General features: G+C 54.2%; 15 protein-coding genes, 1 tRNA gene and 1 pseudogene. 7 read left to right on the top strand and 10 right to left on the bottom strand.

The annotated features are described in order from the left end of the window. Positions 1–14: 14 nt before the first annotated feature. Positions 15–90, bottom strand: a tRNA-Ile gene (locus tag ACLD4F_RS10880). Positions 91–215: 125 nt separating this feature from the next. Here ACLD4F_RS10880 and mug point away from each other — a divergent pair. Continuing rightward, positions 216–722: a G/U mismatch-specific DNA glycosylase gene (gene mug, locus ACLD4F_RS10875; protein ID WP_000237776.1), complete on the top strand. Its 507-nt coding sequence runs from the start codon at positions 216–218 to the stop codon at positions 720–722. A 123-nt stretch (positions 723–845) separates the two neighbouring features. On the opposite strand, the gene rpoD is transcribed toward mug, so the two are convergent. The 3 genes from rpoD to rpsU all read right to left on the bottom strand — a co-directional run bounded on the left by rpoD (position 846) and on the right by rpsU (position 5039). Next, complete coding sequence (rpoD, locus tag ACLD4F_RS10870; protein ID WP_001120159.1) at positions 846–2828, bottom strand: RNA polymerase sigma factor RpoD; 1983 nt, start codon at positions 2826–2828, stop codon at positions 846–848. A 14-nt stretch (positions 2829–2842) separates the two neighbouring features. Next, entirely contained in the window at positions 2843–4588 is a 1746-nt protein-coding gene (gene dnaG / locus ACLD4F_RS10865; protein WP_000918865.1) for a DNA primase, read from the bottom strand. A 235-nt stretch (positions 4589–4823) separates the two neighbouring features. Then, positions 4824–5039, bottom strand: coding sequence for a 30S ribosomal protein S21 (rpsU, locus tag ACLD4F_RS10860; protein ID WP_001144069.1), 216 nt, complete (start codon positions 5037–5039; stop codon positions 4824–4826). Between the two features lie 227 nt (positions 5040–5266). Between rpsU and tsaD the strand changes: the two genes are divergently transcribed. Continuing rightward, positions 5267–6280 (top strand): tRNA (adenosine(37)-N6)-threonylcarbamoyltransferase complex transferase subunit TsaD, encoded by a 1014-nt coding sequence (gene tsaD / locus ACLD4F_RS10855; protein WP_001264389.1) that lies wholly within the window; start codon positions 5267–5269, stop codon positions 6278–6280. A 122-nt stretch (positions 6281–6402) separates the two neighbouring features. On the opposite strand, the pseudogene ACLD4F_RS10850 reads toward tsaD, so the two are convergent. Both ACLD4F_RS10850 and plsY read right to left on the bottom strand, forming a co-directional pair. After that, positions 6403–6465 (bottom strand): annotated as a pseudogene (locus tag ACLD4F_RS10850) (hypothetical protein); the annotation flags it as partial. Positions 6466–6503: 38 nt separating this feature from the next. Then, the gene (gene plsY / locus ACLD4F_RS10845; protein WP_001272785.1) at positions 6504–7121 is read right to left on the bottom strand and encodes a glycerol-3-phosphate 1-O-acyltransferase PlsY; all 618 of its coding nucleotides are present in this window, start codon (positions 7119–7121) and stop codon (positions 6504–6506) included. A gap of 106 nt (positions 7122–7227) precedes the next feature. On the opposite strand from plsY, the gene folB reads away from it, so the two are divergent. Both folB and bacA read left to right on the top strand, forming a co-directional pair. Continuing rightward, positions 7228–7587 carry a bifunctional dihydroneopterin aldolase/7,8-dihydroneopterin epimerase gene (gene folB / locus ACLD4F_RS10840; protein WP_000355776.1) on the top strand — a complete coding sequence of 120 codons (360 nt, stop codon included), beginning with the start codon at positions 7228–7230 and terminating at the stop codon, positions 7585–7587. 97 nt (positions 7588–7684) lie between these two features. Continuing rightward, positions 7685–8506 carry an undecaprenyl-diphosphate phosphatase gene (bacA, locus tag ACLD4F_RS10835; protein WP_001281933.1) on the top strand — a complete coding sequence of 274 codons (822 nt, stop codon included), beginning with the start codon at positions 7685–7687 and terminating at the stop codon, positions 8504–8506. 104 nt (positions 8507–8610) lie between these two features. Here the strand turns inward: bacA and ACLD4F_RS10830 are convergent, their stop codons facing one another. Beyond that, positions 8611–9852, bottom strand: a complete 1242-nt coding sequence (locus ACLD4F_RS10830) for a multifunctional CCA addition/repair protein (protein WP_000708449.1) — start codon at positions 9850–9852, stop codon at positions 8611–8613. Between the two features lie 62 nt (positions 9853–9914). Beyond that, positions 9915–10529, bottom strand: coding sequence for a TIGR04211 family SH3 domain-containing protein (locus ACLD4F_RS10825; RefSeq protein WP_001125344.1), 615 nt, complete (start codon positions 10527–10529; stop codon positions 9915–9917). Between the two features lie 241 nt (positions 10530–10770). Here ACLD4F_RS10825 and ACLD4F_RS10820 point away from each other — a divergent pair, with 241 nt between their 5' ends. The 3 genes from ACLD4F_RS10820 (at position 10771) to hldE (ending at position 16514) form a co-directional block, all read left to right on the top strand. Continuing rightward, positions 10771–12072, top strand: a complete 1302-nt coding sequence (locus ACLD4F_RS10820) for an inorganic triphosphatase (protein ID WP_079943895.1) — start codon at positions 10771–10773, stop codon at positions 12070–12072. A gap of 117 nt (positions 12073–12189) precedes the next feature. Next, positions 12190–15033: a bifunctional [glutamate--ammonia ligase]-adenylyl-L-tyrosine phosphorylase/[glutamate--ammonia-ligase] adenylyltransferase gene (gene glnE / locus ACLD4F_RS10815; RefSeq protein ID WP_000188307.1), complete on the top strand. Its 2844-nt coding sequence runs from the start codon at positions 12190–12192 to the stop codon at positions 15031–15033. 47 nt (positions 15034–15080) lie between these two features. Beyond that, positions 15081–16514 carry a bifunctional D-glycero-beta-D-manno-heptose-7-phosphate kinase/D-glycero-beta-D-manno-heptose 1-phosphate adenylyltransferase HldE gene (gene hldE / locus ACLD4F_RS10810; RefSeq protein ID WP_079943896.1) on the top strand — a complete coding sequence of 478 codons (1434 nt, stop codon included), beginning with the start codon at positions 15081–15083 and terminating at the stop codon, positions 16512–16514. A gap of 159 nt (positions 16515–16673) precedes the next feature. On the opposite strand, the gene ACLD4F_RS10805 is transcribed toward hldE, so the two are convergent. After that, on the bottom strand, positions 16674–16733 hold the full coding sequence (locus ACLD4F_RS10805; RefSeq protein WP_001804776.1) for a type I toxin-antitoxin system Ibs family toxin: 60 nt from the start codon (positions 16731–16733) through the stop codon (positions 16674–16676). A gap of 239 nt (positions 16734–16972) precedes the next feature. Continuing rightward, a complete protein-coding gene (locus ACLD4F_RS10800; protein ID WP_079943897.1) occupies positions 16973–18652 on the bottom strand; it encodes a flotillin family protein in 1680 nt (559 codons plus the stop codon). Positions 18653–18655 lie beyond the last annotated feature (3 nt).

Below are 18655 nucleotides of genomic sequence, written 5' to 3'. Positions count from 1 at the left end.
TTAAAGCTAAAATTTGGTGGCCCCAGCTGGACTTGAACCAGCGACCAAGCGATTATGAGTCGCCTGCTCTAACCACTGAGCTAAGGGGCCGTGGCGGTGGATTATAATGTAACTTTACGCTGTAATCCAGCCGTAACCGTGCGGGTGCTGTTTTTATAAACAATGTGTTTTCAACCCGTTATACTTAAAGAACGTTGTATTGCTCAGGAGTAATAATGGTTAAGGACATACTGGCGCCAGGGCTACGGGTGGTTTTTTGCGGCATCAATCCGGGACTCTCCTCGGCGAATACCGGCTTTCCGTTTGCGCATCCCGCGAATCGTTTTTGGAAAGTTATTCATTTGGCCGGTTTCACCGATCGACAGTTGAAACCGGAGGAGGCGGAAAAATTACTGGATTTTCGCTGCGGGGTAACGAAATTAGTCGACCGACCGACGGTACAAGCGACTGAGGTGAAGTTGCATGAATTACGTAGCGGCGGACGCAACCTGATTGAAAAGATAGAGGACTACCAGCCCGCGGCGCTGGCGGTGCTTGGTAAACAGGCTTTTGAACAGGGATTCAGCCAGCGCGGTATCGCCTGGGGTAAACAAAAGATCGCCATTGGCGCGACGATGGTGTGGGTGTTGCCGAATCCCAGCGGCTTAAACCGAATTAAAACGGAAAAACTGGTCGAGGCCTATCGCGAACTGGATCAAGCGCTCATTATGCGTGGGCTATAGCAATGGGGAATGAGGGCGCGAATACTCGCGCTGTGTAGAGATTCTGCAGGCCAAATAGGGCGCTTGCGCATGACCTGATAAAAAAACGCCGCCTTGCGGCGGCGTTTATACGTGTACGGCGAATTAATCGTCGAGGAAACTGCGCAGCACTTCAGAACGGCTCGGGTGGCGCAGTTTACGCAGCGCCTTCGCTTCGATCTGACGGATACGTTCGCGGGTAACATCGAACTGTTTACCCACTTCTTCCAGCGTGTGGTCGGTGTTCATATCGATACCGAAACGCATACGCAGCACTTTCGCTTCACGAGCGGTCAGGCCAGCCAAAACGTCGTGAGTGGCGGCACGCAGGCTCTCGGTAGTGGCAGAGTCCAGCGGCAGCTCGAGGGTGGTATCCTCGATGAAATCACCCAGATGCGAATCTTCATCGTCGCCGATCGGCGTTTCCATGGAGATTGGCTCTTTGGCAATCTTCAGCACCTTACGAATTTTATCTTCCGGCATCAGCATCCGTTCAGCCAGCTCTTCCGGCGTTGGCTCGCGGCCCATCTCTTGCAGCATCTGGCGAGAAATACGGTTGAGCTTGTTGATGGTCTCAATCATATGCACCGGAATACGGATGGTGCGCGCCTGATCGGCGATAGAACGGGTGATCGCCTGACGGATCCACCAGGTTGCGTAGGTGGAGAACTTGTAACCACGACGGTATTCGAACTTATCTACCGCTTTCATCAGACCGATGTTGCCTTCCTGAATCAGGTCAAGGAACTGCAAGCCACGGTTGGTGTATTTCTTAGCGATAGAAATAACCAGACGTAAGTTCGCTTCAACCATCTCTTTCTTCGCACGGCGGGCTTTCGCTTCCCCGATGGACATGCGACGGTTGATGTCTTTCACCTGTTCGATGGTCAGACCGGTCTCTTCTTCAATCTGCCGCAGTTTTTGCAGACAGCGTTGCACTTCTTCCGCGACATCGTGCAGTTTTTCCGACCACGGTTTGTTCATCGCGATAGCGGCGTTGAACCAGGTTTCGCTGGTTTCGTTACCGGTAAACAGCGTGATAAAGTTCTTCTTCGGCATTTTGCACTGCTCGACGCAGAGCTTCATGATCAGACGTTCCTGAGTACGCACGCGATCCATCATCACGCGCATACTGTTGACCAGATAGTCGAATTGCTTCGGTACCAGACGGAACTGTTTGAACACTTCAGACAGCTTCAGAATCTCTTCCTGCGCGGCAGCATGGCTGCGGCCTTTCGCTTTGATGGTGTCGCGCGTAACGACGTATTGCGCGCGCAGCTCAGCGAATTTTTCGCGTGCCAGTTCAGGGTCAATGCTGTTGTCGTCATCGGCGGCGTCATCGTCGCCGTCTTCTTCATCTTCGTCTTCGTCATCATCCAGGTCTTCCTGGGAGAGTTCAGAACCGACGTGAGTTGCGGTCGGCGCCATCTCTTCTTCCGCGTTCGGATCGACAAAGCCGGTGATAAGATCGGACAAACGAGCCTCTTCAGCCTCAACGCGATCGTACTGTTCCAGCAGATAGGTAATGGCTTCCGGGTATTCGGCAACGGAGCATTGAACCTGGTTGATCCCGTCTTCGATACGTTTAGCGATGTCGATTTCGCCTTCCCGGGTCAACAGTTCAACAGTGCCCATTTCACGCATATACATGCGTACCGGGTCAGTCGTACGACCGATTTCAGACTCAACACTGGACAGAACTTGTGCAGCAGCTTCTTCCGCATCTTCATCGGTGCTGGTGGTATTTTCAGCCAGCAGCAGATCATCGGCATCAGGCGCTTCTTCCATTACCTGAATACCCATGTCGTTGATCATTTGGATGATATCTTCAATTTGATCTGAATCGACGATATCTTCCGGCAGATGGTCATTGACCTCAGCATAGGTCAGATAGCCTTGCTCCTTACCACGGGTGACAAGAAGTTTCAGCTGTGACTGCGGGTTTTGCTCCATAAGACGGTATCCACACTTATTCGTTTGATTGGTGTCGACGGTATAGCTGTCGACATTTAAAGCGAGGGCATACTTATATTTTGGCCGCTGCCTCTCACTGCGGCTGTCGGGGGCTTCCCGATCGATATGCGGCATTTAAGCCGTTAAATTCATTTTCTGGCCAGCTCCTGGTTTAACGTCCAGAGCTCTCGGCGTTCTTCGCTGCTTAAACCGTGAGTGCGATCGCGAGCGATCAGCTCTTCTTGTCGCAGTTGCAGCAGCGAATCAAACATATGGTTGAGTGAGTCGGTAAAGGTCTTTTCGGCAATCGCCTTATCTGCTATATCGTCCCACATCGATAATTTTTCAAGGGTCGCAGCATCATTTGTGCCACGGTAGAGTTCCAGAAGTTGTCCGGTAGTAAGACCTGGCTGAGCCAAACAAGTTTTGACCAATTCTTTAAATAAGCCAAGTCCAGGCAGCTTATTCTGATCCAGCGCGTCTAAGGGCGGCACTAACGGCGCGAGATCCGGATTTTGCACCAGTAATCCTATCAGTATACGCATGGTCGTGCGTTTTAGCTGCGGAGCCGGGCGGGAAACGCCGCTTTCCGCCTGTTTTGGCACTAAACGATCAAGCTGACTATCATCGAAAATGCCTAACTTCAGCCCCAACGTCTGGCGCAGCTGAATACGGTGCGCGTCGCCAGGCACCTGATTAATGAGCGGCAGCGCCAGCGCGGCTAACTGCGTGCTGCCATCCGGCGAGCTTAAATCCACCTGCGGCAGGAGGCTATTAAACAGAAACGTAGAGAGCGGCTGCGCCTGCTCCATCCGCGCTTCAAAAGCCGCCTTGCCTTCTTTACGCACCAGCGTATCCGGGTCTTCGCCGTCAGGTAAAAACATAAAGCGTACCTGCCGACCGTCGGTCATATAAGGCATTGCTGTTTCCAGCGCTCTCCAGGCGGCATCACGGCCAGCCCGGTCGCCGTCGTAACAGCAAATCACGTTGTTCGTCGCCCGGAATAACATATGCATATGGTCTGCCGTGGTTGAGGTACCCAGCGAGGCGACCGCATAGTTAATGTCGTATTGCGCTAGTGCGACGACATCCATATAACCTTCGACCACAAGCAAGCGTTGCGGTTCAGCACTATATTGCTGAGCCTCATAAAGACCATATAGCTGGCGGCCTTTATGGAAAATGTCCGTTTCCGGAGAGTTAAGGTATTTCGGCGTGTCGTTCCCCAGAACTCGGCCGCCAAAACCAATCACCCTGCCGCGTTTGTCCCGAATAGGGAACATGACCCGATTACGGAAACGATCGTAAGTGCTGCCCTGCTCGTTATTGACCAGCATTCCGGCATCCAGCAACAATGCCTTGTTATCGCTGTTATTACCGAAGCGCTTTAACGCGTTATCCCAACCAGGCGGCGCGAAGCCAATGGCGAAACGCTGAATAATTTCAGCGCTCAGACCGCGCTTTTGCAGATAGTCACGCGCAGGTTTTGCCGCAGGATGGGTAAGCGACTGCTGATAAAAGTCATTCAGACCATTCATCAACTGATAGAGGTTTTGCCGTTGATGGCGCTCTATCTGGCTAAGCCCGGTGCCTGCTTCATAGGGAATTTCCAGGTTATGCATGGCCGCTAATTCTTCGACGGTTTCGACAAATTCGAGCTTGTCGTAATTCATCAAAAAGTCGATCGCATTGCCATGCGCGCCGCATCCAAAGCAGTGATAAAACTGTTTTTCACCGTTTACGGTGAAAGACGGGGTTTTCTCATTATGGAATGGACAACACGCGTGATAGTTCTTGCCCTGTTTCTTGAGTTTTACGCGCACGTCGATCAGATCGACGATATCGGTTCTCGCCAGCAGGTCATTAATGAATACGCGTGGGATTCGTCCAGCCATATGCCCCTTTTATACACGTCATTCTTCAGGCTGCCGCAGTGTTGACTACGTTCGCTCACCCCTGTCGCTGACTTGCGTAAGCGCCGGGGATTTACTCTCTTGCCGCCTGGACGCAGCATGAATGATTTTGTGTATATGCTAATGCATAAACGAAAACAAGCCGCGCATTCCTTTCGGAAGCACGGCCTTACAACTACAACTCGATCTGAATTGAGAGCAGCCCGCTCTCAAAAGATTAGTACAGACGAGTACGGCGTGCGTTTTCGCGAGCCAGTTTCTTCGCGTGACGTTTCACTGCAGAAGCTTTAGCGCGCTTACGTTCGGTCGTCGGTTTTTCATAGAACTCACGACGACGAACTTCCGCCAGAACACCTGCTTTTTCGCAGGAACGCTTGAAGCGACGCAGAGCTACGTCGAACGGCTCGTTTTCACGTACTTTAATTACCGGCATGTGCCTCTCACCTTTGATTAATTCGGTTTGCCGCTGGCATCAACGCCAGCTTATTTCAAAATGGTGCGGAATTTTACTGCAATTGCTGCTGCTTTGTAAAGCACCGCGGCCTTTTTTGAAAGGGACTTTTATAAGGTGAGGGAGTATACACGAAGTCGGGACTGAGGGTATACATCCACCCGCATTCGACCTACACTGCGCGGTATTAGAGCGAGGTAAAACAAGTCATGCGTGTACTGGGTATTGAAACATCCTGCGATGAAACCGGCATCGCTATTTACGACGACAAAAAAGGTCTGTTAGCCAACCAATTGTATAGTCAGGTGAAATTACATGCTGACTACGGCGGCGTAGTGCCTGAACTGGCTTCCCGCGATCATGTGCGTAAAACCGTGCCGCTGATTCAGGCGGCATTAAAAGAAGCCGGTCTGACGGCGAGCGATATCGACGCGGTGGCCTATACCGCAGGCCCGGGCCTGGTCGGCGCGCTGCTGGTCGGCGCAACCGTCGGGCGTTCGCTGGCATTTGCCTGGAATGTGCCGGCCATTCCTGTACACCATATGGAAGGTCATCTGCTGGCGCCGATGTTGGAGGATAACCCTCCGGACTTCCCGTTTGTGGCGCTACTGGTTTCCGGCGGACATACGCAGCTCATTAGCGTGACCGGAATCGGTCAGTACGAACTGCTGGGAGAGTCGATTGACGATGCCGCCGGTGAAGCGTTTGATAAAACTGCCAAATTGTTGGGGCTGGATTATCCTGGCGGCCCGATGCTGTCGAAAATGGCGTCGCAGGGGACGGCGGGGCGTTTTGTCTTTCCGCGCCCGATGACCGATCGTCCGGGGCTGGATTTTAGTTTTTCCGGTCTGAAAACCTTTGCCGCTAACACCATTCGTAGTAATGGCGACGACGAACAAACTCGCGCTGATATCGCGCGCGCTTTTGAAGATGCGGTCGTGGATACGCTGATGATCAAGTGCAAGCGCGCGCTGGAAAGCACCGGTTTTAAGCGTCTGGTCATGGCGGGCGGCGTCAGCGCTAACCGCACGCTGCGCGCGAAGCTTGCCGAAATGATGCAAAAACGCCGCGGCGAAGTGTTCTATGCGCGCCCGGAGTTTTGTACTGACAACGGGGCGATGATCGCCTATGCCGGAATGGTGCGGTTTAAGGCGGGCGTTACGGCGGATCTTGGCGTAACGGTACGTCCGCGCTGGCCGCTGGCCGAGCTGCCGGCGGCGTAAAAGCGGAAAACGGGGGCGACATCATGCCGCCCCAACGGGTTTACAGCAAAACGACGGGCATCCACAACAGCCCGGTGACGATCAGCAGCACCAGGAAGAGCAGGCCGAAAATCGCGCCTAACCACGCCAATGGTGGAAGGGTGACGCGCGGCGGATTCGATATGTACGCCTATCACCGAGCTATTTATCCGGCGATGCGCAGGCACGGCATAGCGCAAAAAAACTACTCCGAATCTTTCTGGCGTTTCTTTTTCAGCTTCGTCCAGATTTTCGTCTCCTGGCGACGCCACAGACGCTGGATGTTGTCATGATGGCGCAGCAAAATGAGACATGACAGCATCGACACCGGGAAGGTGAACTGCGGTTTAAACCACCAGACGTAAAACGGCGCAATCAAGGCGCTGACAATCGCCCCTAACGATGAATAACCGCTTAACAGGACCGTCAGCAGCCAGGTGCCTGCCATGACGCCGGTTAAATCCCAGCCGATGGGCGCAATGGCGCCAAACGCGGTTGCTACGCCTTTCCCACCTTTAAAGCCAAAAAAGACCGGCCAGATATGCCCCAGACAGGCGGCGATAGCGATAAGCCCCAGCCAGAAAGGGGTAACGCCTAACGCATACGCGCCCCAGACGGGCAACATGCCTTTAAGGATGTCAAAAATAAGTACCGCGACAGCCGCTCCCTTGCCACCGATTCGTAATACGTTCGTCGCGCCCGGGTTGCCGGAGCCGCTTTCACGCGGATCGGGCAGCCCGGCGATGCGGCAAACCAGAATGGCACTGGAAATTGAGCCGCAGAGGTACGCGAAGAGGATCATTCCAGGCGCGATTGCACTCATAAGCTGTTCCGTATTGAAAGTGTCGTTTTATTTACTATTTCTGTGGATAATACGCACATTTCGCCGGAAGTGGTATCCGGGTTAGCCAAAAAGCAGGCAGGTCGTGATGGATATTGTATTTATAGAGCAACTTTCGGTAATCACCACTATCGGTGTTTACGACTGGGAACAGACTATCGAGCAAAAACTGGTGTTCGATATCGAAATGGCATGGGATAACCGCAAGTCGGCGAAAAGCGATGATGTCGCAGATTGTCTAAGTTACGCGGATATCGCCGACACGGTGATAAATCATGTTGAAGGCGGGCGTTTTGCTCTGGTCGAGCGTGTGGCGGAAGAGGTGGCGGATCTACTGCTTAGCCGATTTAATTCTCCGTGGGTTCGCATCAAACTGAGCAAGCCTGGCGCCGTCGCGCGCGCGGCGAACGTAGGGGTAATTATTGAGCGTGGCAATAATCTGAAATAAAAATAAATAATTTTATATTTTTTAAACCAAACGGTTATATATGGGGTCTTAACGCGAGATCCATTTTTGCAGTGTTTTTCATTTTAGGGGTTTATTGATGAGCGATATGCACTCGCTGCTGATAGCGGCAATTTTGGGTGTGGTCGAAGGATTGACGGAGTTTTTGCCGGTATCCAGCACGGGCCATATGATTATTGTGGGTCATCTGCTGGGGTTTGAAGGCGATACGGCCAAGACATTCGAAGTGGTGATTCAACTTGGATCTATTCTGGCGGTCGTGGTGATGTTCTGGCGGCGGTTGTTTGGTCTCATCGGTATTCACTTTGGCCGCCCGCTACAGCGTGAAGGTGAAAGTAAAGGTCGATTAACGTTGATTCACATCCTGCTGGGCATGATTCCGGCGGTGGTGCTGGGGTTAGTCTTTCATGACACGATCAAGTCGCTATTTAACCCGATTAACGTGATGTACGCGCTGGTGGTAGGCGGTCTGTTGCTGATTGCCGCCGAGTGCCTGAAGCCGAAAGAACCGCGCGCGCCGGGGCTGGATGATATGACGTATCGTCAGGCGTTTATGATTGGTTGTTTCCAGTGTCTGGCGCTGTGGCCGGGCTTCTCGCGTTCCGGAGCGACCATTTCCGGTGGGATGCTGATGGGCGTCAGCCGTTACGCCGCCTCTGAGTTCTCGTTCTTACTGGCTGTGCCGATGATGATGGGCGCAACGGTTCTGGATCTCTACAAAAGTTGGTCATTCCTGACCGCAGCGGATATTCCGATGTTCGCAGTGGGCTTTGTGACGGCGTTTGTGGTGGCGCTGATCGCCATCAAGACCTTCCTGCAACTGATTAAGCGTATCTCGTTTATTCCGTTTGCGATTTACCGCTTTGTGGTGGCGGCTGCCGTTTACGTTGTCTTCTTCTGATGATTGACCGTGCCGGATGGCGGAGTACCGCCTTGTCCGGCCTAACTGTTTTGTCGGTCTGATAAGCGCAGCGCCATCAGGCAATTTATCGTGCCGGATGGCGTTTAGCTGGCGGGGTTCGGGCAGCGCTTCTCTTTCCAGCTGGCGACCGCTGCAATTCGTCGCTTGGTCAGCTCCTCGCGAATCTCAATGCCCTTAAATCCGGCCTCCACCACCTCTTTCGTCGGTACCGCTTGGGCCACCTGCCAGGCTTCGCGCAGCCAGCGCCCCTGCGGGTAATCCGACGCTTCAAATCCGGTACGTCCACGGACATCGGCCTCGCTGGTCAGCGCAATCTGCTCGACGCGCTGCGGTTTACGCCATGCATCAATGGCGTCAAACAGCTTAACGATCGTTTTCGGCTGGAGTATCGGAAAGGTGTGGATCAGATCGTGGTATTCGGCGACCAGTTTAGCTAAATCACGCAGGTCATTGGGGACGCGCAAACGCTGGCATAACTGTTCGACCAGTTTCACGCCCGCCGGGCCGTGGCCATGATGGCGCGGCCAGAGGTTTTTCGGCGTTAAGCCTTTGCCCAGATCATGACAAAGCGTGGCGAAACGGACATCAAGCTGCGGACTGAGCATGGCGGCCATCGACAGCGTCATCAACGTATGAACTCCGGTATCAATTTCCGGATGCCACTTTGCCGGCGCGGGTACGCCAAACAGGGCGTCGATTTCCGGAAACAGGACGCGCAGGGCGCCGCAGTCGCGCAATACCTGGAAGTAAACCTGCGGATTGCGGGTGGTAAGCGCATTTTCCGTCTCTTTCCATACCCGTTCCGGCGTCAGATGTTCCAGCTCGCCTGCCGCGGTCATTTCGCGCATTAGCGCCAGTGTTTCATCGGCGATACGGAAACTAAGATGAGCGTAACGGGCGGCAAAACGCGCCACGCGCAATACGCGCAAGGGATCTTCGCCAAACGCGGGAGAGACATGGCGCAGTAGACGTGCCTCCAGATCCCGGCGCCCGTGGTAAGGGTCGATAATCTGGCCGTCATCGTCGCGCGCCAGAGCATTAATGGTCAGATCGCGACGCTGGAGATCGGCTTCCAGGGTAACGTCCGGCGCGGCATAACAGGTGAAGCCCGTGTAGCCGGAACCGGATTTACGCTCAGTACGCGCCAGCGCGTATTCTTCGTGAGTTTGCGGATGGAGAAACACAGGAAAATCACGGCCTACCTGCTGGTAGCCCGCATCAAGCATCTCCTGCGGCGTGGCGCCGACAACGACCCAATCTTTATCTTTAACCGGTAGCCCTAACAACGCATCCCGAACCGCACCACCGACCAGATAAATCTTCACGCCACTTTCCTTTTAAAAACGAGCATCCTCTAATGATAAGACAGTGCCGCAGAGAAGGCGATTTAGTTCATCCAGCGGTCTTTGCGTTTACGACTTGGGATCATATGCGGCAGCACCAGCCCTAACAGCAAGCCAATACCCAATACGCCGCCGCCATACATAAACCACTGCATAATAATGGTGCGCTGCTTGTCATCCAGTTGCAGATTCGCGGCGCTAACTTTTTTCTGCGCGACAATCAGCTCGTTTTTCAGCTTCTGGTTCTCTTCTTTTAGCCCGTTGATGACGCTGTCGCTTTGCGCCACTTTCTGCTGCATATCGGCGGTGCGCTGATTCCACGTGGTATCAATATTGTTGAGTTTATCGGTCAACGTTTTGACCTGATTTTCCAGATCCGGTACGCGGGTACGCAGGCTTGGCGTAGTATTCAGTTCTTTTAACGGTATCCAGGCAGTACGACCAGAACTGTCTTTGATTTGACCATAGTTGGCATCGCTCTGTAAGAGCGTGACTTCCTCGCCGGCGTTGACGGTACCCACAAGGCGATAATTATCTCCCGGACCACTGCGGACCCAGGTATTCAGTTCATCAGAAACGTAACGCGTCTCTTCAGCATGAGAGACGGCGGTGGCGCTAAGCGCAAGTAAAGTTAGTCCAATCAGGCGTAATTTTGGCATCAGGCTGTCGTTATTGTCAGAGAAAGTGGAACGATAGTAACGGCATCAGTGTCGCTACGCAAAGTAGTCGACATCAATCGGAATCATCTGTGTCGCCTTTGCCGCTACGTCAAACTTTTACGCCCGTCAAATTGCTCGTTGCATGGCAATTTGGCGCAAAATACTATCTACTGACAAAAATAATGCGGGTAAGTTCGCCAAGAATCTTCCCAGATGTGACATAACCCATAAGTACAAGGCCATGGCTCAGGAAATCGAATTAAAGTTTATCGTCAAGCACGACGCCGTAGATGCGCTGCGAAATCATCTTCATACGCTCAGCGGCGAGCATCATGCGCCCAGCCAGTTGCTGAATATCTACTTCGAAACGCCTGATAACTGGCTACGCCGCCATGATATGGGGCTGCGTATTCGTGGTGAAAATGGGCGCTATGAAATGACCATGAAAATTGCCGGCCGGGTAACGGGCGGGCTGCACCAGCGACCCGAATACAATGTTGCGCTAAGCGAACCCGTGCTGGATCTGACGCAACTTCCGGCGGAGGTCTGGCCGGATGGCAACCTGCCCGCCGGCCTGGCATCAAGCGTACAGCCGCTGTTCAGTACCGATTTTTACCGGGAAAAATGGTGTCTGGACGTTGACGGCAGCAGGATTGAAATTGCGCTCGATCTCGGCGACGTAAAAGCGGGCGAGTTTGCCGAACCGATTTGTGAGCTGGAGCTTGAGTTGCTTCGCGGCGATACGCGCGCCGTGTTAAAACTGGCGAAGCAACTGCTGTCGCAAACCGGTTTGCGTCAGGGCAGTCTGAGTAAGGCGGCGCGAGGTTATCACCTGGCGCAGGGGAATGCGCCGCGAGAGAATACACCAACGGCAATTCTGCGGACTGCCGCGAAAGCCACGGTAGAGCAAGGGCTGGAGGCCTCGCTGGATCTGGCGTTGTCACAGTGGCAGTACCATGAAGAGCTCTGGCTGCGCGGCGACGAGTCGGCGAAAGAACACGTGCTGGATGCTATGGGATTAGTGCGCCATGCCTTAATGCTTTTTGGTGGCATTGTTCCGCGTAAAGCGAGCACTCACTTACGTGATCTACTTACCCAGGCGGAAGCGACGATGACATCCGCGGTGTCCGCCGTCACAGCCGTTTATAGTACGCAAACGGCGATGGCGAAACTGGCATTGACGGAATGGCTGGTGACGAAAGCCTGGCAGCCATTTCTGGACGCGAAGGCGCAGGCCAAAATGGCCGATTCTTTTAAGCGTTTCGCCGACATTCATCTTTCTCGTCATGCTGCTGAATTAAAAAAAGTTTTTGGACAACCGCTGGGTGATAAGTATCGCGACCAGTTGCCGCGTTTGACTCGCGATATTGACAGCGTTTTACTGCTGGCCGGGTATTATGATGCGATGGTCGCGCAGGCATGGCTGGAGAACTGGCAGGGATTGCGTCACGCCATTATTACCGGACAACGTATTGAAATTGAACATTTCCGTAATGAGGCCATTAACCAGCAGCCGTTCTGGTTGCACAGCGGAAAACGATAATCAGAACCGTAGAAAGCGCCTGATGACGCTGCGCTTATCAGGCTTACGGTATGCGGACTTGTAGGCCGGGTCAGGCGAAATGCCGCCATCCGGCATTATTTAAAGGATATCCCCTAAATGACGCCGCTCTCTTCACCCTTATCGCAGTACTGGCAGACCGTTGTTGAGCGCCTACCAGAAGGATTTACTGAGACATCGCTTAGCGTGCAGGCGAAGTCAGTACTTACATTTAGCGATTTTGCGCTGGATAGCGTGATAGCGCATCCGGAGTGGCTTGCCGAACTGGAATCCGCATCGCCGCAGGCTGATGAATGGCGACATTATGCTGGCTGGTTACAGGAGGCGTTGGCAGGTGTCTGTGACGACGCCTCGCTGATGCGTGAACTGAGGTTTTTTCGTCGTCGCATCATGGTACGCATCGCCTGGGCGCAGACGCTGTCGCTGGTGGACGATGAGACTATTTTACAACAGTTGAGCCATCTGGCGGAGACGCTCATTGTGGGGGCGCGCGACTGGCTGTATGCCGCCTGTTGCCGCGAATGGGGAACCCCCTGTAACCCGCAGGGCGTTCCGCAGCCGCTGTTGATTTTAGGCATGGGCAAGCTGGGCGGCGGCGAACTGAATTTTTCGTCTGATATCGATCTGATTTTCGCCTGGCCGGAACATGGCGAGACCCGGGGCGGGCGTCGTGAACTCGATAACGCCCAGTTTTTTACGCGTCTCGGGCAGCGGCTGATCAAAGCGCTGGATCAGCCCACAATGGATGGTTTTGTCTATCGGGTGGACATGCGCCTGCGACCGTTTGGCGACAGCGGCCCGCTGGTACTGAGTTTTGCCGCGCTGGAGGATTACTATCAGGAGCAAGGACGCGACTGGGAACGCTACGCCATGGTGAAAGCGCGGCTAATGGGCGATAACGACGACGCCTGGTCTCGTGAATTACGCGCCATGCTGCGGCCTTTCGTTTTCCGCCGCTATATCGATTTCAGCGTCATCCAGTCGCTACGTAATATGAAAGGGATGATCGCCCGCGAAGTGCGACGCCGCGGTTTGAAGGACAACATTAAACTTGGCGCGGGCGGTATTCGGGAAATTGAGTTTATCGTGCAGGTATTCCAGCTCATCCGCGGCGGACGCGAGCCGTCGCTACAGTCGCGTTCGTTACTGCCGACGCTGGATGCTATCGCTGCGCTGCATTTGCTGCCTGAGAATGACGTGGCGCAACTGCGCGTGGCCTATCTTTTTCTACGTCGTCTGGAGAATCTGCTGCAAAGCATCAATGACGAACAGACGCAAACGTTGCCTGCCGACGATCTGAATCGGGCGCGGCTGGCCTGGGGAATGAAGGCGGAGAACTGGCCGCAGCTTGTTGGCGAACTGACGGATCATATGGCTAATGTACGCCGCGTATTCAACGAATTAATTGGCGATGATGAAGCCGATACCCCGCAGGAGGAAGAACGTTCAGAGCCGTGGCGTGAAGTATGGCAGGATGCGCTACAGGAGGATGATTCGACGCCAGTGCTGGCGCATTTAGCCGATGAGGATCGGCGACAAGTTCTGACCCTCATCGCTGACTTCCGTAAGGAACTGGATAAACGCCCTATCGGCCCGCGCGGGCGGCAAGTGCTGGACCAACTGATGCCGCACCTGCTTGCTGATGTCTGCTCTCGCGAAGACGCCGCTGTTACGCTATCGCGGATAACGCCGTTGCTGGCGGGGATTGTCACTCGCACCACCTATCTGGAGCTGCTGAGCGAATTTCCCGGCGCGCTGAAACACCTGATTATGCTCTGCGCCGCTTCGCCAATGATAGCGAGCCAACTGGCGCGTTATCCGTTGTTGCTTGATGAACTGCTCGACCCCGGCACGCTTTATCAGCCGACGGCTACCGACGCTTACCGCGACGAATTACGTCAATATTTACTGCGCGTGCCGGAAGAAGACGAAGAACAACAACTGGAGGCATTACGCCAGTTTAAACAGGCACAGCTTTTGCGGATTGCGGCGGCGGATATTGCCGGTACGCTGCCGGTGATGAAAGTGAGCGATCACCTCACATGGCTGGCGGAGGCGATGATTGATGCTGTGGTGCAGCAGGCGTGGACGCAAATGGTTGCGCGTTATGGTCAGCCAGCACATCTGGACGAACGCCAGGGGCGGGGGTTTGCGGTCGTCGGTTATGGCAAGTTGGGCGGATGGGAGCTGGGCTACAGTTCCGATCTGGATCTCATCTTCCTGCATGACTGTCCGATGGACGTCATGACCAACGGCGAACGCGAAATCGACGGGCGGCAGTTTTATCTGCGCCTGGCGCAGCGCATTATGCATCTGTTCAGTACGCGCACTTCCTCCGGCATTTTGTATGAGGTGGATGCGCGTCTACGCCCCTCTGGCGCGGCGGGAATGCTGGTGACTTCAGCGGACGCGTTTGCCGATTATCAGCAGCATGAAGCCTGGACCTGGGAACATCAGGCATTGGTACGCGCTCGCGTGGTATATGGCGACCCGCAGCTTACCTCACAGTTTGATACGGTGCGCCGCACTATCATGACGACGGCGCGCGACGGCAAGACATTGCAGACTGAAGTGCGTGAAATGCGCGAGAAAATGCGGGCGCATCTCGGCAATAAGCATCGTGATCGTTTTGATATTAAAGCTGATGAAGGCGGTATTACGGATATTGAGTTTATCGCGCAATATCTGGTACTGCGCTACGCTCATGAAAAACCTAAATTAACGCGCTGGTCTGATAACGTGCGCATCCTGGAGCTTCTGGCGCAAAACGGCATTATGGATGAACACGAAGCGCAGGCGCTGACGGTAGCCTACACCACACTGCGTGATGAACTGCACCACCTGGCGTTGCAGGAGCTTCCCGGTCATGTGGCGCAGACATGTTTTAGCAAAGAGCGCGCGCTGGTGCAGGCAAGCTGGCGGAAGTGGCTGGTAGCCGTTTGAATTATGCTATTATCGCGCGCAAATTTTGAATCTCTCAGGAGACAGGAATGAAAGTAAATCTGCCAGCGTTTGAACGTGCAGGCGTCATGGTTGTGGGTGATGTAATGCTGGATCGCTATTGGTATGGCCCCACTTGCCGTATTTCACCGGAAGCGCCGGTGCCCGTGGTTAAGGTAAATACCGTTGAGGAACGTCCGGGCGGCGCGGCGAACGTGGCGATGAACATTGCGTCTCTGGGAGCGAACGCCCGTCTGGTCGGCCTGACGGGTATTGATGACGCCGCGCGCGCGCTGAGCAAAACGCTGGCGGAGGTCAATGTGAAGTGCGACTTCGTTTCTGTGCCGACGCATCCGACGATTACCAAACTGCGCGTACTATCACGTAATCAGCAGCTCATTCGTCTTGATTTTGAAGAAGGCTTTGAGGGCGTGGACCCGCAGCCGTTGCATGAGCGTATCAACCAGGCGCTGGGATCGATCGGCGCGCTGGTATTGTCCGATTATGCCAAAGGCGCTCTGACCAGCGTGCAGACTATGGTTTCCCTGGCGCGCCAGGCGGGCGTGCCGGTGCTCATCGATCCGAAAGGAACGGATTTTGAACGTTACCGCGGCGCCACGCTGCTGACGCCAAACCTTTCTGAATTCGAGGCGGTTGCGGGGAAATGTAAAAGCGAAGACGAACTGGTTGAACGTGGTATGAAGCTCATTGCCGATTACGACCTTTCCGCGCTGTTGGTCACGCGTTCCGAACAGGGAATGACGCTGCTGCAACCGAATAAAGCGCCGCTACATATGCCGACGCAGGCGCAGGAAGTTTATGATGTTACCGGTGCGGGCGATACGGTGATCGGCGTGCTGGCGGCGACGCTGGCGGCGGGAAATACCCTGGAAGAGGCGTGTTATTTCGCCAATGCGGCGGCGGGCGTAGTGGTAGGTAAACTCGGGACGTCAACGGTTTCCCCTATTGAGCTGGAAAACGCAGTGCGCGGACGCGCGGATACCGGCTTCGGCGTCATGACCGAAGAGGAGTTGAGACAGGCCGTCGCCAGCGCGCGTAAGCGTGGCGAGAAAGTGGTCATGACCAACGGCGTTTTCGATATTCTGCACGCGGGCCACGTCTCTTATCTGGCGAACGCGCGCAAATTGGGCGACCGCCTGATTGTTGCGGTCAATAGTGACGCCTCGACTAAACGTCTGAAAGGCGAAAGCCGTCCGGTTAATCCGCTCGAACAGCGTATGATCGTGCTGGGCGCGCTGGAGTCAGTCGACTGGGTTGTCTCTTTTGAAGAGGATACGCCGCAACGACTGATTGCCGGTATTCTGCCGGATCTGCTGGTAAAAGGCGGCGACTATAAGCCGGAAGAGATCGCGGGCAGCGAAGAGGTCTGGGCCAACGGCGGCGAAGTCATGGTGCTGAACTTCGAAGATGGTTGTTCCACGACCAATATCATCAAAAAGATCCAGACCGAGAGCGAGAAGTAAAACCGCGTCATCAGGCGTTACAGACGCTGCGGGCGCTGATTTTGAAGGCGCGTCGGACATTTTGTTTCGACGCGTATCTCGCGGTTGACGCTGCTTTTTTTTCGACCTAAAGTAAAGGAATAAGGGTGAGAGGGGATCTCTCCCCCCTCTGATTGGCTGTTAGTAAGCTGCGAAACTTATCAGTAACAGAACAATCAGTATGATGACCTGGTGCATCATAACCCTTTCCTTATTAAAGCCCCTTCCTCGGGAGGGGCTTTCCCGTTTCAGCCCCTTGCTGACATCGCGATTGTTGGTGAGTGGCCTGTCTGGCGCAAGGGCTTTCTCCCGCCGATTTTGCGTTACTGGATCGCCCACGCAAAATGGCCTGCTGGTCATAACGCTTTGTACAGACAAGGTGGAAAAAAGATAAAAAAATCCCCGGTCTTATGACCAGGGACAGGAGATATGGCGGGGGGTTATTGCTCTTTTATCGTTGCTTCGCGATTAATCTCATCCGTTGCCGATGAAACCAACGGCGTGGTCAGCGCCTTTAGCGAGCCGCCAGCGATGCCAATCTCGTTTAACAGCGAATCGATCAGCGGTGCCTGGGTACGATAGGTGAGCGCGGCAGATAACGCTTGTTCCGCCAGGTTTCCCCCGTTAGCGCCGCCAGCGGCGACGTTGCCCGCCGTCGCGCCGCGATTGAGGCCATCGACCTGAATAATCTTAATGCCGTCGATGGATTTCATCGGTTCAACAGACTTCTCAATAACAGCAGGCAACGATTGTAAGAGCGCTAGTTTAAATTTGAGGCTGGTTTGTTCGTCAGAAAGCACGTTGATAGCGTCATTCAGCGCCCGTTGCGCTTCGGCTTCCGCCAGACCTTTTTTACGCGTTGCTTCCGCCAGTTCGATGATGGCGGCGGCTTGCAATTCTGCCGCTTCTTTCTCTGCTTTTGCCCGAACGGTCAGTTCGACCGCTTTGGTTTCCGCATCCTGCGCCGCGGCGATCAGAGCGACCTGCTTGGCGCGATCCGCTTCGGCGGTCTGGCGGGTAGTTTCTACGTTTTGCTGGGCGCGAACCGCATCGGCCAGCGCGTCGTTGGCGCGCGCTTCCGCTTGCGATTGCTGCTCGGATTTGGCGGCAATGGCGATAGATTTCGTCTGGTTGGCGATTTCTGTCACCTGTTGCTGTTCGATCTCTTTAATACGTACTTCACGCTCGGCCTCAACTTTCCTGGACCGTACTGCTTGCTCACGTTCGATCTCCGTCTCCTGGATCTGCCGCTCAGCAAGAATGCGCGTCTGTTCTGCTTCACGATGGCGCTCGGCCTCAAAAGCGGCAATTTTGGCGTTTTGTTCGGCGGTGCGGGTTTTAACCTGTTGCTCCTGCTCCAGAGTCATAAAGGCTTCTTGCTGCTCGATTTCCAGCTTGCGCTCAAGCGCGTCGCGGTTCTTTTCGCGCACCGCTACTTCCACATCCTGTTCCACTTCATTACGTTCACGACGACGGCGTTCGGTTTCCTGCGTCAGTTTCGTCAGACCTTCGGCATCAAAGGCATTGTTTGGATTGAAATGCTCTTTGGACGTTTGGTTAAAGTTGGTTAATGAGACGCTTTCCAGTTCCAGGCCGTTTTTCGACAAATCTTCCGCAACGGTGTTTTGTACGCCCTGAACGAAGTTTTCACGCGTATCCTGTAGCTCATGCATCGTCATCTGGGCTGCGGTAGCGCGTAAGGCGTCAACGAATTTATCTTCAACCAGCATACGCAGATCTTCCGGCGACAGCGTTCGCTGGCCAAGCGTTTGTGCGGCGGTGGCAATACCTTCAACAGAGGGTTTTACACGCACGAAGAAAGCGACGACCACGTCAACGCGCATACGATCTTTGGTGATCAGGCTGTCGACGGTAGCACGGCTGACTTCAAGTTTTAGGGTATTCATATTGATCGGAATAATTTCGTGAAAGATTGGCATCACAATAGCGCCGCCGCTCATCACCACTTTTTGCCCGCCAAGCCCGGTACGGACAAACGCCTGTTCCGCAGATGCGCGGCGATAGAGGCGAGCAAAAATGATCCCGATAATTAGTAAGACGATAACCGCAACGATGGCGGTAAACATCCATGATGGCAATATGCCAAAAACATCATCCATTAT

It is taken from the genome of Salmonella sp. 741265050_HSA (assembly GCF_046569445.1).
GTDB classification, from domain to species: domain Bacteria; phylum Pseudomonadota; class Gammaproteobacteria; order Enterobacterales; family Enterobacteriaceae; genus Salmonella; species Salmonella enterica.
The sequence above is the reverse complement of the archived record's forward strand: the minus strand, read 5'-3'. Positions and strand labels throughout refer to the sequence as shown.